Below are 16195 nucleotides of genomic sequence, written 5' to 3' on the forward strand. Positions count from 1 at the left end.
AGGGCTTTCGCCACCTTAAAGAATGTGCCATGGCGCCTCGTAGAGGGCGTCATAATTCGCCTGCTGCAGCACAGTCACACCGACAGCCTCAAGAAACAACTGCTGACCTTGAGAGATAGGCTCACCAGCATAGACAAAATAGGCGTTACACCGCCGCTCGGGATAGGCTTTATACAGCTTGGCGCGCTCAATCAGTAGCCAACGCAGAAAGATCTCATCGCTCTCTAGTCCCAAACCGATAAAGATTAACTCATTATGCAGCAGTATGTTGAGCCAGGTGGTATTGCCGCGCCAGTTATCCTGCAGCGTCTTTTTAAAGCCGCCACCGAGATGCCCTTGGTGCAAAATATCCCTGGCTCGGTCGACCGACCCCATGTAATGGCTTAGCCCCAGGCGGACACTACGGGCATATCTTTGCATGCCGTTGATATGCCAAATGGCAAATTGCTTTGTGGGTGAGTCTATTGGCTCACGGGCAAAATAGCTGCTCCAGGGGTAGAAATCTGTAAAGCCTTTAGCGCTCAGATGATGCAGCTTAAGGTGGTGGGAGCGGGCAAGGGTGTCTTCAAAGTTGGTGGTCAACAGCGGCGTCTCCTTGGCTTTTGCCCACGCGACTATCTGCTGGTGTTGGCGCTGAGGTTGCCAGCTTGCCATCAGATCGCAGAACTCCTTTTGCAGATGTTTGCTTGTGCGTTTGCTGATGAGATCCAGCGCATCATAAAACTCGGTTAGCGCGATCCCTTTGGGGACACGCGCCACCTCATCGCCCTGGTGGGCACGCCACAGGCTTACTAGCATCTCATCCCAAGCGTTGCTCTTAGGTTGATTTGAGGTATCGGCGTCTTGGTGTTTGGCGCGATAACGGTTGATGCCGTTTCCCAGGACTAACGCCCTGGGCTGTGAACTTGTCTGTTGATTGAGCAGGTTAGAGAGGGTTTGGCTCATGCCTGCCATAACCTTTTCGCTAGCCCTGATGCCCTTAAAGTTGCCTGGCGGCACGCTTGCTCAAACACCAATTGAGTGCCAAGACAGGTAAAATGGCCTTTGGCGCGGGTGATGGCGGTATAGACCAACTCCTTGGTGAGTAGCTGGCGCTGAGCAACACTGGGTTTGGGCGGCAGCACAAAGGCAACCTGTTGAAACTCACTGCCCTGACTCTTATGCACCGTCATGGCGTAGCAGGTTTCATGGCTTGGGAGCCGGGCGGGCAACACCTTCAGCAGACTGCCGTCGGCCTGAACAAAGTGGGCCATCAGCCGCCCTGGTTGGCTGGCATCGGGTAGGATCACCCCAATGTCACCATTAAATAATCCCAGGTTATAGTCGTTGCTCTGAATGATAACGGGTCGGCCGGCATAAAATTCGCTTTGGGGATGAATAAGGCCTGCATCGGCAAGCGCCTGGGTGACAGCGCCATTGATGCCGTCGACACCATACTCGCCAGCGCGCATGGCGCACAGGATACGGTAATCGTTAAAGCGGGTGATGATCTCAACGGCCTGATAGTCATCTTCTGTTGTCTCAGCACTTAGTCGATTCAGCAGAGTGAGATACTGACCGTACTGCGCAACACTTTGCTGCATTAGCGCCTTGAGACCGGCATTCCCCTGTGGTGATACCTGATGTTCCAGCCAGCTTAACTCCTGATAGCCCGCCTGCCACACCTTGAGTACGCCCTGAAGATCCTGGCGATTGACGGCGCCTGCAAGCTGGCCTATGCCTGCATCACCTTTGAATCTGTGGCTGTGCTGCAGCATGGCCAGGCTGTCGCCAAGGGCGGGCTCTTCATCAATATAATCGCTGAGATCCTCGCCGCTGAGTTGGCTGAGTAACTGGGCCTTAGTGCGCGAGTATCGCATGCGCCAGGCGCTGGTTTGGCCATCGCTCTGTTTGAGTCCGGCGCAGATATCGGCCAGCACGGCGCCCGCTTCGACCGAAGCTAACTGGTCTTGATCGCCTAGCAGGATCAATCTGGCATGTGGAGGCAGGGCATCGAGCAGTTTGTGCATCATAGGCAGATCCACCATGGAGGCTTCATCGAGGATCAAGAGATCCAGCCGCAGCGGGTTATCCTTATGATGTCTAAACTGGTGCGAGCCTGGGATCACCCCCAGCAATCTGTGTAGTGTCGAGGCTTCTTCCGGCACCTGAGTGAGCTGAGCCAGATCCAGTTGCTCACCATAGGGGGCTAACTCATGGGCCAACCTTGCTTTAGAGGCCTTTATTGATTCACTTAAGCGCGCGGCAGCTTTACCCGTTGGTGCCACCAGCTTGATGGTGAGGCGCTGACTCAGGCAGAGCAGTAATAGGAGTTTGGTGACTGTGGTGGTCTTGCCGGTACCCGGACCGCCGGTGATCACCGCAAGTTTCTGACTAAAGGCGGTGGCAGTGGCTATCTTCTGCCAATCGGGCTGTTGAGCCTGCCCCTGAAATAAGATATTGAGAATCTCGGTAACCTGCTCCGGATTATCCACCTCAATGGCCTGACTTAGCGCCTTTAGCCGCTCAGCGACCTGGATCTCAAAGGTAAAGTAGCGCTGCAGATAGAGGCGATCGCCATCTAAGATCAAAGGCTTATCCTGCTCATCACTGGCAAGACCTATAGCTTGATACCGCGCAAGAGCCTCAGCCAACTCTTTCGAAGACAAGGGCAGGCGGCATTGTGCTGTCTGTTCATGCAACGGATTGTCTCTGTCTATCTGCGACAGAGGCAGACAGGTGTGCTGCTGGGACAATTGGCGACTCAGCAGGGCGCAGATCAGGGTAAAGAGATCGTCACTGTCTTGATGCAGGGCCCGCATCTCAAGTGCAAAATGGCGGTCGAGCGGTGTGAGCAGTCCCTGTTGTTGCCACGTTTTAAGCAGCTGCTCAAGGGGTTGAGATAGCTGGATCATAGATCTAACTCCGTTTGCATGGGCGCTGTGGCTGTGTCGGCAAGCGTCGTGTGGGCCGCACCGCTGAGCAGGGTGTCAAGCGCCTGGATAAGCGCTAGCGGCGGCTTATCGTAAAACACGCCACTGCCTGGCGATTGCGTCGACATCCCACGCAGGAAGAGATAGTAACAGCCGCCAACATCGCGATCGTATTGATAGTCTGGCAAACGCAGCTTCAGGTAGCGGTGCAGCGCCAGACTATAGATGATGTACTGCAGATCATAGTGATGCGCGGCGATAGCCCTTTGCATGGCGATTTGATCATAGGCGAGCAAGTGATCCCCTAAGTGGTTAGATTTGTAGTCGGCGATAAAGAAGCGGCCTTGATATTCAAAGGTCAAGTCGATAAAGCCCTTAAGCATGCCTTGCAGCGTGTCAAAATTGAGCGCAGCGCTATAACCATATTGCTTGAGCAATGAGTTTAAGGCCTGGGCCTGTAACTCACCGATGGGCATGTAAAATTCCATCTCGACCAGTTTTTGCTGTGGAGCAAGCTTGGCAAGGCAAAGCCCCTCATTATCCAGCGGCGCGCCGAGCAGATCGAGATACCAGTGCTCGAGCACCGGCAGATACTGCTCATCGATGCCATAGCGCTCTATCGCCTTAGGCAGCTCTGTGCCAAGGTCGGCTTCGGCCTCGGTGAAGTCTATCTGCTCCAGTACCCAGTGAAGAAAACTACCGGCATTGGCGCCGCGCTCGAAGTTGAAGCGCGTTAACTCGCCTGGGTCATCGGTGCTGATCTGCTCAAGCTCGGGAAAGGCTTCATCCCCCATGCCGGGATGCACTTGCTCATGAGCGGCATGTTTTACCAGGCCTGAGTAGCTGCCGACTCGCCAGGGGATCTCGCTGGGTCGAGTCAAGGTTCTCGCCATCAACGGGCCGGCCTGCGTCTTCTGGCTGGGGATAAAACTTAGCAGGGCTTGCTCTGTGTCCACCGAACACACGGATATCGCGTCACTCACCAAACTGGTAGCCGCCGCTTGAATATCGGCAAACTCACAGGCTTTGTTTTCTATGCCGAGCAGGTAACCTACGGCAGTTTCACACAGCTGGCTGGTGATCCCGTCGCGCTTAGTGAAACGCGAATGGTTAGCGATGTAGAGGTAACAGGCCAGCACTGGACGCGTGAGCGCCACATAGAGAAGGCGTAGATCTTCGGCGAGATTTTCCGCCTTATATTTTTCCCAGCCCTCATCGCTCTGGGTGATATCCCAGATAAGCTCCTCCTGCTCATGGTAGAGCATAGGCGCTGGCCGGCGGCGGTTGTCGCGCGCCAGGCTGATGAAAGGCAGAAAACATACCGGATATTCGAGCCCCTTGCTCTTATGGATAGTGACTATCTGAACCAGATTCTGTTCGCTCTCAAGTCTCAACTGCGCCTCTTCGGAGCTGTTGATCTCAATAAGTGTCTGCTGATACCAGTTGAGCAGGGCGCTGATGCCATCGAGCTCGCTGGCTTTCTGCTGTAGCAGTTCACCAAGGTGCCTGAAGTCAGTTAGGCGCCGCTGTCCATCTTGATCCGCCAGTAGGCGCTCTATTAGGCGGGTATCGGCGGCGAGCGCCATCAAGCAGGGCATGACGCCGCGCTTAAGCCAGGTGTGATGCAGGTTGTCGAAGGCTTCCAGCAGTTGCTGGCGCGTATCCTCATCTTGGTTAAAGGCATGGATCGCCTGGGCATCATAGCCCAGCAGACGAGTCGCCATGGCGCTGCGCAGCGCTCGCTCGTCTTTGGGATTCGCCACGGCCAAGAGCACCAAAGCCAGTTCTTTGGCCTCTAGGGTATCAAATACGCTATCACGGCTGAGGAACACTGCGCCTATGCCACGCTCACTCAAGGCCGATTTGATATAGGCCGCTTCGTTGCGATCGCGCACCAGAACAGCAATATCTTTTGCCTTAAGGGGCTTATCTTGCTTGAGACACTCACCACGCTGGGCCTCATTTAACAGCCTGGCGATCTCATTGGCCGCATCTGCGGCAAGTTGACTGCGAGCCGTGGCCTTATTGAGTCCGCTCTCAGGGTTTTCGCTCAACAGCTTCAGCCGCAAGGCCGCACTTTGAGGGGCGGCCTCAATCAGGCATTTGTCTGCGGCCATGGGAGAGGGCTTGATGATCTCAAAGGGGATCGCCTGGCTGATAAAGGGATCTTGATGCCGGGAAAACAGCTGATTGACCGCCGCTATCATATTGCTGCTTGAGCGGTAGTTGGTGTCCAGGCTGTAATGGTGAGGCGTCTGCCCCCGGGCATGAATATAGGTGTGAATATCGGCGCCGCGAAAGGCGTAGATTGCCTGCTTGGGATCGCCAATCATTAACAGGCCTAGTTCGCTATTGTCTGGCTGCTTACCCTGATAGATGCGACTAAAAATTTGATATTGGAGAGGGTCGGTATCTTGAAACTCGTCTATAAGCGCAATCGGGAAACGCTTGGCAATCGCCTGTGCTAGCAGCTGCTCCGGATCGCGCGGCTCACTTAAGGCATCGGCCAAGGCGATCAGCAGATCGTCTGGGGTGCGCAGATTTTTACGCTGTTTCTGGGCGGCAAACCTTGCCTGAATACCGTCTCTGGCGCCATAGAGAAAACTGGGCACCAGATCCTCAACCCGTTCACTGAGCCGGGCGATGTGGTCAAGTAGTGGTGCCTCCTGAGCCGATGGGATCTCGCCGCCCTTATTCAGTTTTAATCCGTCTAGCGCCAGGTTGCCGAGTAACTTAGGGTCTGGCAGGCTCAGTGGCTGTGCCGCCCAGTTATCCATTTGGGTAAACATCGCCTCGAGCTTAGGGTAACCCTGGTCTTTCTTACCAAAGCGGGTGCCATTGAGCGGCAAGGCCTTAAGCAACGCCAATGTGGCGTCACGCTCTCTTGGCCAAATAAGGCGCAGCCGAGCAAGACTTTGACTCAAGCTCTCGGCCACCTGACCGAAGGCACTTGGCGGCGCTTTAACGCTGGCCTGGTTGGCACCCAGCAATGGCCTGAGCTGTTTGGTCAGTCCGTCGGGATCGCCAAACTTGTTGGCGATGATCTGCGCCAGATAGCTAGGCAGCGGATAGCAGGCTTCACGCCAGAAATCACGCACCGCATGGTGCAGGTACTCGCTGTCATCTAAGGTAAATTCAGATTCAAACAACAATGACGATTCAAAGGCCATATCGGCCAAGATCCGCTGACAGAAACCATGGATAGTAAAGATGGCGGCTTCATCCAGGGATTTTAGCGCCAGATCCAATCGTTTGAGCGCCTGACTGCGCGCCTCGGGCTCGGCGTCTCGATAGAGTGTGTTGATTAGTGGATCATCCACCTCCATGCCCAGAAAGGCGCGGTAGGCCAGTTGGATCTTCTTGCGTATGCGATCCCTGAGTTCCTGGGTGGCGGCGTTGGTAAAGGTCACCACCAAGATCTGCTCGCAGCTCAGGGGGGCTCGTTGGCTATCGCCCAATAATAAACGCACATAAAGCCCGGCGATGGTATAGGTCTTCCCCGTACCGGCGCTGGCCTCAATCAGGCGGACCTGCTTCAGAGGCAGTGTCAGGGTATCGAGTGTCTGGGTCGCCATCTTATTGGCCCTCCACAAAATCGGCCAGTTCGCTCAGCGGCGCCTTGTGATAAAGACTCTGCAAGGGGGAGAGCAAACCATGGGCTAAGGCGCCGAACTCGGCTTCGCTAAAGTCATCGGGAAAGCTAAACAGGCGCTGATAATGGGGCTCAAGCCCTTCTCCCAAGCTTGCCTGTTCATCAAGCCATTGGGACTGGGCGGCGCTAAGCTTATCGCTGTGCTCGCCCTCGGCTTCCACATAGGCAAAGGCGGTTCGTGGCAGAAAACACAAGGGGTTATTCAGGCCCTGGTGATAGTAGTCAACCCAGAGGGAAAGTTGGTTTAACGCCTGCTCTGGGGTGATTGGTGCAAAGGCATGGAAGTGACCTATGTCTAACAGATAGCTGTGACGCTGCCACGGCGTGGTGTGCGCGCCAGGTTCATTGGCGTTAAGGCACAGATGACGCAGATAGACGCGGATAAGATCCCGCGCGTTGGCCGTACCCGGGCGATAGTTCACCAGCCCCTTGGCCGACAGACCATCGATTCGACCAACCAGTTGCGTGCTCGCCTTATCCCTTAGGTTGAGGTCGATGTCTTGAGTATGGGTCTGTTCACCTTGTAGGTAGAGGGTGCGACCGACTACGGCGCGAATGTCATGCTGATACTGGGCCAGCAGGAGATCGTCAAAAGGTGCCAGGGGGAGCTGTCCCGATAGCCTCAGGCGGCTGAGCAATTCAGGCGATGGTCTTTCTTGCCCCGTCTTGATGGCATCGTCGATCAAATGAGACTGCAACTGATAGCGTGACAGGGCGTTGAGGGAAAAGGGCTCATCGTTCTCATCGGCTTGTATGTTGAGGTTAAGATCGAGCTTAAGGGTGCGATTGAAAAAATATTGCGCCGGATTGCGATAAAAGCGAATAAGGGCCGACAGCTCCAGCGCCTCATTTTTGTCCTCAGTCAGCGCCAGTGGCTGGCTAATGAACTTGGCAGGTGCCGTTGCCTTGGCGTCATCCTCTTTGGGCAGCGTGCTTTGTGGGCACCACTGCTGGCTAAAGCTCTGGCTGAGCCTGCTGGCGTCACCCTGTGGCTCGCTGCTATAGAGGCGCTCATCGAAGGGCTGCAGGGGTTGCTGTATGATGAGCTGCTCTGCAATTGCCTTCTCTATGCGCTCGATATCGGGGCTCGGCTCATCTTGCATGGAAGCCATGGCACTCGGCAGATAACAAAGCTGGCAATATTCGACCAACTCGGAGACCAACATAGAGGGGATACGCTCGCTATTGTCGCGCTCGCTATGGCCGATATAGCTGATGTAGAGTTGCTGTCTTGCCGATAGCAGCGCCTCTAGGAAGAGGTATCTGTCATCGAGGCGGCGGGATCTGTCCCCCTTGCGTGGCCCTTGCTGCGCCACTAAGTCGAATCCGACCGGATGCTGCACCCTGGGATAGACGCCATCATTCATTCCGAGGAGACACACCACCTTGAAGGGGATTGATCGCATCGGCATAAGAGTACAGAAATTGACACTACCGGCCAGGTAGCGCTGGCCCACGCGCGACTCGGTCAGCTGGCGAGTAAACCAGTTTTGCATCACCTCCAGTGCCAGCTCGCTCTGGTAATGGGTCGATTGCAACTCCTCTTTTAGACGGCTTATCGCCTGTAACAGCTCCTGCTGTTGATTAAGCTCATCATCGACGCACTCATAGAAGGTTTCCACCAGCTGTTGTAGCTGACTAATCCGCTGCTCGAGCGGGCAGTGTGCTGACAACGCCTGGTTAAATTCGTCGATCGCTTCGATAAAGTTAAGCAGCTTGCCCAAGGCCTGGGCCGCTTGTCCTTCTACGCCTGGCAAGGCCAGGCTGCCGTGATAGATTGGCGCATCATCGATAAAGCTATAGCCTAAGATCAGGCGTTTAATGCCAAATGCCCAGGAGTTTTGCTCAAAGGGCGGCAGTTGCTGGGCGGTTCGCGATTGCTTATCCCTGCCCCAGCGCACGCCCGCTTGCTCTAGCCAGCGGCGAATAAGCAGCAACTCATCATCATCCAACTGGAAGCGACGCATCACCGCGGGCACTTCGAGAATTCCTAAGATATCGGTGAGGGCGAAGCGACTCTGATTGAGCCCCAGCAGGTGCAAGAAGCTATTGATCAGTGGTGATTCTTGCGCTGCGCCGCGATCGGCAATGGCGTAGGGGATATAGTGGTCACCTCGTTTCGAGGCAAATACTGCGTCGATATAGGGGGCGTAGGCCGCAACGTCAGGCATCATGATCACTATATCTTTGGGCGAGAGGCCTTCCGATTGAGACAGGAGGTCCAGCAGATGATCGTGTAAGGTCTCAAGCTCTCGTAGCGGACTGTGACAGCTTCGCAGTGTCAGCGATCTGTCTGCCGGGCTCAGCAGGCGTCTGCCGCTGGTGGTCAGATACAAGTCGGCATCTGGCCCCATCACTTCACCGCGAGTGGTTAATTCGAGGATATCGCGTTGAATGCCGTGCAGCAGGGTATCGCTGCCGGGATCTTGATAGCAATCGAAGTTAAAGTTGGTGTCGTTTTCCGGTAACTCTAAAATGAGGTCCAGCAGTTCACGGCCCATCTTACCGTTGTTGGCCAGCAGTGGGTTACCTACCTCTAGCTTGCTTTCCCAGTCGATGGCGAGTTGTTGTTTATCACCATATTGCAGCGCCATACGTGCGCGCAATTTAGGATCGACGATATCGCCCCAATAGTGTTGGCAAGGGCTGAGACTTAGCATGATCACATCGATACGTTTTGCCAGAAAATAGAGAACTTCCAGCGTCTGTGGCGCCATCGAGGAGATCCCAAAGACAAACAGACGCCTTGGCAGCTTACTGAGGTCGCACTGGGGATCGTCAAGAGCGTCGAACAGCGCCTGATGCAGGTTAGCCCTGTGGTAGCGACTCAATCCCAGGCTGTGGTGGTTATGTTCGATTAAGGCTCGCCACAACACACTTTGCCAGCGCTGAGCGGGATCAAGCGCTCGCTCCGATGGTGGCAGGGTGTCTAGCCCCTGTTCCCAGGCCAAGATCCAGTCTGGTCGGTAGACCAGATATTGGTCAAAGATATCGGCTATCTGGCCGCAGAGCTGATATAACTTAAGCGAATGGGGCGCTTGTTTGTCCTGCAAAATGGCATCATCTTGTAGGTAATGGGCTAAGGGGGCAAACACCTCTTGATGTAACAGCCCTGGCAGTAGCTCCATCAATTTCCAGGTCATGGCAGGCTTGGTAAAGGCGTTTTCTTTGGGCACATCGTCCAGCAGTTGATGACACAGTTGCCAGATAAAGCTCGAAGGCAGCGGAAATTCCAGCGCCGCGGCAATCTGATTGCGTTCGGCGACCGCTAATCTAAGCCAGGTGGACATGCCGGGACTCTGGACTAAGATCTGCTCATTGCTCAGCGGCGACTGGCCTGCGGGGGGAGTTTGCAGCTCAGATGCCAGCAGTTTGGCCAAAGACTCCATTCGATTTGATTGAACCAAATACAGCATGAGGTAACTTATCCATTTCGTTGCGATGCCGCCATTCTAGGGCATCTGTTGATGAACGCCAATCCTGGTGACCCTCTAGGGGATTAAATTTGAACAAGTGCCCATTCTACGTTTGTTTTTTACACTAATTCAATGACTTTGGCTTAGTTTGTCAGCATCTGCAGTTGGGCTAATATCGTCTGGATTTGCCTTCAGCCTGACGATGGCAAGCTTTAGCTTGCGCAGATCTTTTTTCAATTGACGTTTAAGCTGCTTGCTTGCCTTAGGGGAAGGGGCACGGTACTTGAGGGTCATATAGCCCTGGGTATAGCGTGTCATCGGCTCTGTGAGTTGCGGCAGGGTTTCAAACACCCGGGCTTGGTAGGCATCGACCGACTCGCCTGTCTGTTTGGCTAATCCGCGCTTGGCCAGCATACGACTTATCTGTTCAAAACCGGCCACCAGTGGATCGCGGTGGCGGCTAAAATCCAGTAACCCGACGCTATAGGCGATAAACAGGGCGATCACCCCAAAGGCGGCAATTACAAATATTGCCAGTTTAGTCGCGCTGATCTCGCCCAAAAGATTCTTGAGCAGCTGGTTTTGTCGCTCTTCATCGAAGCCCAATACCCATTTGCTCCAGTAATAATCTATGCTGGCGAGCGACATTCTGAGATTGTTGAGCAGCGGGTATTGGCGCAGTCGCAAACTACTAAATGGATTATTGATAAGATAGCTTTGTTCGCCATTAAAGAAGGCGTCAAACCCGTCATCTACTCGTTCTTGGGCGATCATCGCCGTGGGATCGTATCGTCGCCAGCCTTTGCCATCGAGCCATACTTCAACCCAGGCATGGGCCATATATTGATAGATGCTGAGGTAGCCTGCTGCCTGATTCCATTCGCCGCCTTGATAGCCTGTGACCATGCGGGCGGGCAGCCCGGATTGGCGCGCCAGGAACACCATGGCGCTGGCGTAATGGACGCAGAAGCCGGCGCGATTCTCAAACAGAAAATCATCTATCTGCTGGGGGCCGACTTGTGGCGGCTCTAAGGTGTAGAAAAATGGTGACCGATTAAACAGGGTCATGATGGCGTTGAGTCGCTGCTCAGGATTCGGGTAATCCTTTGCAAGCTGGCGACCCAGGTCTGAGGCTCTTGGGTTACTGTCAGGCGGTAACTCAAGGTTTCGCGCTCTAAGCCTTGGTGTGAGCTCATTATCGAGCGTGGCTTCAGGATAGGAGGCGACCCGGTATTGATACTTCTGGCTTAGGGGCGATTTGGCGTAGAGTCGTCCATCGGGCAGCTCGAGAATATCATTGTCCTTGCTGTAGGCCAGATCCAAGCCAAAGAGCCAGTTTTGATAGCTAGGCTCGGCAATCACTTCATAGCGGATCGGTTCGCCAGCGGGTTGAGGGCGAAAACTGGATACTCTGCGTAAGCGTTGCAGGGCTTTGATCTCGGGATCCTGAGTCCAGGTTTTACCGTCGTATTGATCCAGCACCAAGGCGCGCCAATAGAGCTGATTGTTTGCCGGGCGGCTGCCATCGAAACTGACACGATAGGCCAGGGCGCTCGAGCGTGTCAGCTTGCTTATATCGCCAAAGGAGAGCTCGTCAGACAGGCCGGTCGTCGCGTTTTTGGGATTGGGCACTAACCAGAGTGGTGGCAATCTTGGTAGCACCATAAACAAGATGATCGCCAGCGGTAGGCTTTGTAGCATTATCTTAGCGCCTAAGCTTGCTGTGCGTTTGATCGAGGTGCTGTCCAGATAGAGGCTCACCAAGACACAGATATTGATGGTAGCGACTAAGGCCAGTTGTAGGGTGAACCAGAGGCTTTGTTTTTCGATCAAGGTCACGGCAATCAGGAAGAAGCCGACCAGCACTACGGCGCGCACGTCACGTCGATCGCGCATCTCAATATATTTAAGGGCATAGCCTAAGATAAGCAGATTGATCAAACCGTTTAATATGCCTATCTGAGCCGTGACCAAGGCCAAGGTGACTGCGGAGGCAATCGCCAGTCCGGTCACCAGATAGCGGGGCGGTTTTGCCACCTTGCCGGTAAAGATCCCCACTCGCCAGACGAGGCAGATAGCGCAGATCGCCATGCTCCAAGGGGTCATCTTGTCATAGAGGGGCGCCAATACACTGAGATTGACGAGTAGCAGCCAGAGCAGGCTTTGACGACCTATGATCTCTCCCTGTTTATCTGTCATGGGAGTGCTCCAACACCTGTGGGTAGACCGCCAAAGTACTGAGTACCAAGCGTCTGTGCTGCTCGCCACCTGCCGGTGCTATGGTTTTACCGGGCAATTTGAGACCGTATATTTGCCCTTTTGCAAATAAACGGTCCACCGTCCAGGTTAGTTGGCTAAGTTGTTCCTCCAGTGGCGCCGTGTCATCCAGTACCAGCCATTGCGGCGCGCTTTGGGGCTGTTCAAACTCCTTGGTCAGCATGCCGCGCCCCTGAGCCAGCTGTTTCCAGGCGATTTGATTAAGCGACTCACCGGTGACGAAGGGTTTCAGGCCGCGAAACTCATCGACTCCCACCACGCATTTGCCCTGATCCTTGTGATCGTCATTGTCTCCGGCTTGCTCGGCGCTGAGCGCAATCTTGCCCGGTTTTGGATGGGCAAAGGCGATCTGGGCATTGGCAAGATCCACATAGGACCAGGCGCGGCATAACCCCAAGGGATAACGGCTCTCGACTTTGAGCCTGCCTGGGTCGACCCAACCTCTGCGATCATTGGCTAAGGGGATTAGGGCTTCTTGGGTTTTGCCGTTGACGCGCGTGATGATTTGCGGCGATTGCTCCTCATAACTGAGAATCACCTGATGTTGCACCTGTTTGGCACTGAGTAATACAGGGTAGAGTAACCTCTCACCTGCGTAGGCTTCCGGTCCCACTTTGGCTTCCAGTTTCATGCCGGCAAGGTTGCGATAGCTGTAGATGATGCAGGTATTGAATAGGCTGAGGAGCAAGATAGAGAGGCCGATCACCAAGTTATTTTGATAGTTGGTGCCAAACAGAAACAGCAATATCACAAACAGTAGCCAGAAGAGGCCGAAGCCCGTCGGCAGGATAAAGATACTTCTATGGGCCAAGGTGACGCGCCGACTGGCTGGTAAACGCCTGTCTATCCAGGCTTGCCACCATTGTCTCCATCGTCCGTGACCTGTCGCTAAGCTTGTCATGGGATCACAAGATAGGGTTGGTGCTGGCCAGCAGGCGCTGGGAGAGCGCCTCGCCCTGTTGTTGACTGGTGTGCCTGAGTCTGTGCTCGGCAACGGCGGCAAACACCGCCTGGACATCGTCAGGCACCAGATAATTCCGTCCATGGATAAAGGCCCAGGCCTTAGCGGCACTCAGCAGTGCTTTGCTGGCCCTTGGCGAAAGTCCACAGCCTTCGTTTAGCTGGCGAGAGCCTTTTACCAGCGCCAGAATGTAATTGAGCAGGGCGTCAGATGCCTTGACCTCAGCCACTTGTGCCTGGAGATCCATCAAGATCAGGGGGTCGATGCAGGCGGGAAGCTTGTGGAACTGGGGAGAGATATCCTCGCCCTTCAACATCGCCTTTTCGGCTGTCTCATCGGGATAACCGATGGAGATCCGCATCATAAAGCGATCCAGTTGCGACTCAGGCAGGGGAAAGGTACCTGATTGCTCGCTGGGGTTCTGCGTGGCGATAACGAAAAAGGGGCTGGGCAGCGGATGGGTGACGCCATCTACCGAGATCTGATGCTCTGCCATCGCCTCTAGTAAGGCACTCTGAGTCTTTGGACTGGCGCGGTTGATCTCATCGGCCAGGATCATCTGTTTAAAGATAGGGCCGGGGTGAAATACAAACTGAGATTGCTCTTTGTCGAAGATAGAGACCCCAAGAATATCGGCAGGCAACATATCGCTGGTGAACTGGATACGCTGATGGCTCAGTCCCAAACTTTGCGCCATGCCTTGGGATAGACTGGTCTTACCCATGCCGGGAAGATCTTCGATAAGCAGGTGCCCTTTTGCCAAAATGCAGGTGAGGGCAAGTTTAAGCTGATGGGGCTTACCCAGCAGCACTCGCTGCAGTTGGGCCAAGATTGAGTTGATGCTTGAATGGGACATGAAACTCCTTAAGGTGATCACTCAATGGTCAGAAACAATCGTCAAGTCGGCCTTTAACTATGAGGCAGAAGTCTATGATTGGCTAGCTTTTTTGGTCAGAGCACTGTGAAAGAACAAGTCACTGATTTCTATCACTAGCCTATAGGGGGCGGGTGTCAATATTTAAAGGCCAACTCCTGCGGCGAAAAAAGTGCGACCGGCTTTTGCTGCTTAGCTTGATAAATAGCGCGGTAGCTAAGCACCGCCTGGACATATTCTCTTGTCTCGGTAAAGGGGATCGACTCGATAAAGGCGATGGCATCCAGCTTGCCTTGGCTTTTTTCCAGCCAGCGTTTAACTCTGTGGGGCCCGGCGTTATAGGCGGCCGTAGCCAGAATGCGATTACCGTCGAATCGTTCGAGCAGTGACTTATAGTAGCGACTGCCGAGCGTCGTGTTGAGCGACACATCGTAAAGACTCTTACTGCCGCGATAGCTGAGGCCATGTTTGCGAGCGGTTTCTTTGGCTGTACCGGGCATCAGCTGCATCAGGCCCCGTGCGCCAACGCCTGAGGTGGCAAAGGGGTAAAAGGCGGACTCGCGGCGGGCAATGGCGCGGATCTCGTCAATATCGACTTTGGCCTCTTTGCTGGCGCGCTTAAAGGCTTCATCGGCGGCAAAGGGAAAGCGCAGCTGCATATCATTCCACAGCTGTCCCTGTATGCTGGCCTGAACGCCTAGGTCGTGCCACTGATTGCGTTTTGCCAGCAAGGCGTACTGGGCCTGCAGAGATTTGCCGTGCCGCCCCAAAAGTAGTACCCATTCGGCGCGGGCATCTATGGTCTTATCTAAGGCCAAAAGCTCTTGCACCCGGGCAAGGCCGGGATCGATTGACAGCTGAGGTGTCAGGCTCTCATCCACTAGGGTGTCAATCTGGGCGAGATTGATCGGCTTATCGATCAGATGCGCGGCCGTAAAACCGTAAAAGTTGCGCTCTTGACTTAGGGACTGCAGCGTTGAGTTGGCTCCATCTGCTTGGGTGTTCAAGAGACGTCTGGCTAACCAATATTGCCAGCGCGCCTTATTGCGAGTGCCTTCGCTCAGCAGTGGCAGGTACTTGTCTATATTGGTTTCATCGGCTTCTCTGATGGCCCAGCGCAGGCGCAGGGTTTTAAGATCGTCGCTGTCGATCTTGGGCAGGCGGCTATCGACAAAGTCCTTGAGCTCAGGCTCCTGGGAAATCAAGGCGCGTCTGATCAGGTAGCGCCCGAGTTTGCTGTCTTGATAGTCGCTAAAACGTTCTGATTTTTCGTAGCTTAAGTAGAGCTTGACCGCCTTGATGAGATCCTTTCGGGCCAGGCGTCTAAGGCCTGCATCGACGATGTCGCCATAGATGACCGCCTTAGTGCGAAAACGTTTGCTGTGTCTTAGGCTGCGGGGATCTTGGTAGACGGCCAGCAACAGCTTGGCCTCTTTTTGGTGGGTGGTGACCTTAGAGGCCAGGTATTTTAACAGGCTATACTCGCCACTATTAAAGGCCAGAAACATGCGTGACCAGAGCAAGGTTTGGCTGCGATGGCCCGCCTTTTCCCAGGCATTGAACAGGGGATCGCACTCTTTTGGGCGTGATTGGCCATGGAGCCAGAGCTTTTTAGCGCCTTGATAGGCGCTGTCTGTTTCACCTTGATTGAGCATGGCACGGTAGTAATAACACTGCAGCGAGATGTTACGCGGCGCCTCTGGACTGAGGGCGAGAAAGTGACGCCACTGCTTTCGTTGGCCGGCATTTTCCAGATAGCGATGGCGGGCACTGTTATAGAGCGGAGTCCCTTCGAATGCTTTGATAGCCTGCAGAGCCTGGTTGCCGGGTAAATCGACTATCTTGTCCATGTTGGCGTGATAGTCGAGATAAGGGGTGAGGGGATAACCTTCGAGCTGTAGCCTGAGTTGCTGATAGCTTGCTTGGTTATTTTGGCTCAGCGCCTCCCTGGCATCGAGATATTGCTGCTGCGCCTTGGTCAGGGGGGCGGCTGACAGTGTTAATGGCAGTAAGCTGCCCAGCCACAGGAGGAGATAGATATTGGCATAGTAAAATTTGCCTAACCGCTTTGGCATTGTCGTCCAGTCCTTTTCCCTGTTTACC

Annotated in this window: 8 protein-coding genes; all 8 read right to left on the minus strand. The window is 54.4% G+C overall.

Going from position 1 to position 16195, the window contains the following annotated elements:
- Positions 1-15 precede the first annotated feature (15 nt).
- The 8 genes from NY07_RS03930 to NY07_RS03965 all read right to left on the minus strand — a co-directional run bounded on the left by NY07_RS03930 (position 16) and on the right by NY07_RS03965 (position 16167).
- Positions 16-945, minus strand: coding sequence for a hypothetical protein (locus NY07_RS03930; RefSeq protein ID WP_033538057.1), 930 nt, complete (start codon positions 943-945; stop codon positions 16-18).
- Positions 942-2894, minus strand: coding sequence for an exodeoxyribonuclease V subunit alpha (recD, locus tag NY07_RS03935; protein ID WP_033538058.1), 1953 nt, complete (start codon positions 2892-2894; stop codon positions 942-944). Before recD ends, NY07_RS03930 begins: the two co-directional genes overlap by 4 nt.
- Positions 2891-6487: an exodeoxyribonuclease V subunit beta gene (recB, locus tag NY07_RS03940; protein WP_052125483.1), complete on the minus strand. Its 3597-nt coding sequence runs from the start codon at positions 6485-6487 to the stop codon at positions 2891-2893. The genes recD and recB overlap by 4 nt, the downstream gene beginning before the upstream one ends.
- A 1-nt stretch (position 6488) precedes the next feature.
- Positions 6489-9980 carry an exodeoxyribonuclease V subunit gamma gene (recC, locus tag NY07_RS03945; protein WP_033538059.1) on the minus strand — a complete coding sequence of 1164 codons (3492 nt, stop codon included), beginning with the start codon at positions 9978-9980 and terminating at the stop codon, positions 6489-6491.
- Between the two features lie 129 nt (positions 9981-10109).
- The gene (locus tag NY07_RS03950) at positions 10110-12179 is read right to left on the minus strand and encodes a transglutaminase family protein (RefSeq protein WP_033538060.1); all 2070 of its coding nucleotides are present in this window, start codon (positions 12177-12179) and stop codon (positions 10110-10112) included.
- Complete coding sequence (locus NY07_RS03955) at positions 12169-13158, minus strand: DUF58 domain-containing protein (protein ID WP_033538061.1); 990 nt, start codon at positions 13156-13158, stop codon at positions 12169-12171. The genes NY07_RS03950 and NY07_RS03955 overlap by 11 nt, the downstream gene beginning before the upstream one ends.
- A gap of 4 nt (positions 13159-13162) precedes the next feature.
- The gene (locus tag NY07_RS03960; RefSeq protein ID WP_033538062.1) at positions 13163-14074 is read right to left on the minus strand and encodes an AAA family ATPase; all 912 of its coding nucleotides are present in this window, start codon (positions 14072-14074) and stop codon (positions 13163-13165) included.
- 155 nt (positions 14075-14229) lie between these two features.
- Complete coding sequence (locus NY07_RS03965; protein ID WP_033538063.1) at positions 14230-16167, minus strand: transglycosylase SLT domain-containing protein; 1938 nt, start codon at positions 16165-16167, stop codon at positions 14230-14232.
- Positions 16168-16195 lie beyond the last annotated feature (28 nt).

The organism is Shewanella sp. ECSMB14101, assembly GCF_000773485.1.
In the GTDB taxonomy this organism is placed as follows: Bacteria; Pseudomonadota; Gammaproteobacteria; order Enterobacterales; family Shewanellaceae; genus Shewanella; species Shewanella marisflavi.

Bases quoted from the DNA above. Each gene is read 5' to 3' on its own strand.
- NY07_RS03930 (WP_033538057.1), bottom strand. From the start codon at position 945: ATGAGCCAAACCCTCTCTAACCTGCTCAATCAACAGACAAGTTCACAG.
- recD (WP_033538058.1), bottom strand. From the start codon at position 2,894: ATGATCCAGCTATCTCAACCCCTTGAGCAGCTGCTTAAAACGTGGCAA.
- recB (WP_052125483.1), bottom strand. From the start codon at position 6,487: ATGGCGACCCAGACACTCGATACCCTGACACTGCCTCTGAAGCAGGTC.
- recC (WP_033538059.1), bottom strand. From the start codon at position 9,980: ATGCTGTATTTGGTTCAATCAAATCGAATGGAGTCTTTGGCCAAACTG.
- NY07_RS03950 (WP_033538060.1), bottom strand. From the start codon at position 12,179: ATGACAGATAAACAGGGAGAGATCATAGGTCGTCAAAGCCTGCTCTGG.
- NY07_RS03955 (WP_033538061.1), bottom strand. From the start codon at position 13,158: ATGACAAGCTTAGCGACAGGTCACGGACGATGGAGACAATGGTGGCAA.
- NY07_RS03960 (WP_033538062.1), bottom strand. From the start codon at position 14,074: ATGTCCCATTCAAGCATCAACTCAATCTTGGCCCAACTGCAGCGAGTG.
- NY07_RS03965 (WP_033538063.1), bottom strand. From the start codon at position 16,167: ATGCCAAAGCGGTTAGGCAAATTTTACTATGCCAATATCTATCTCCTC.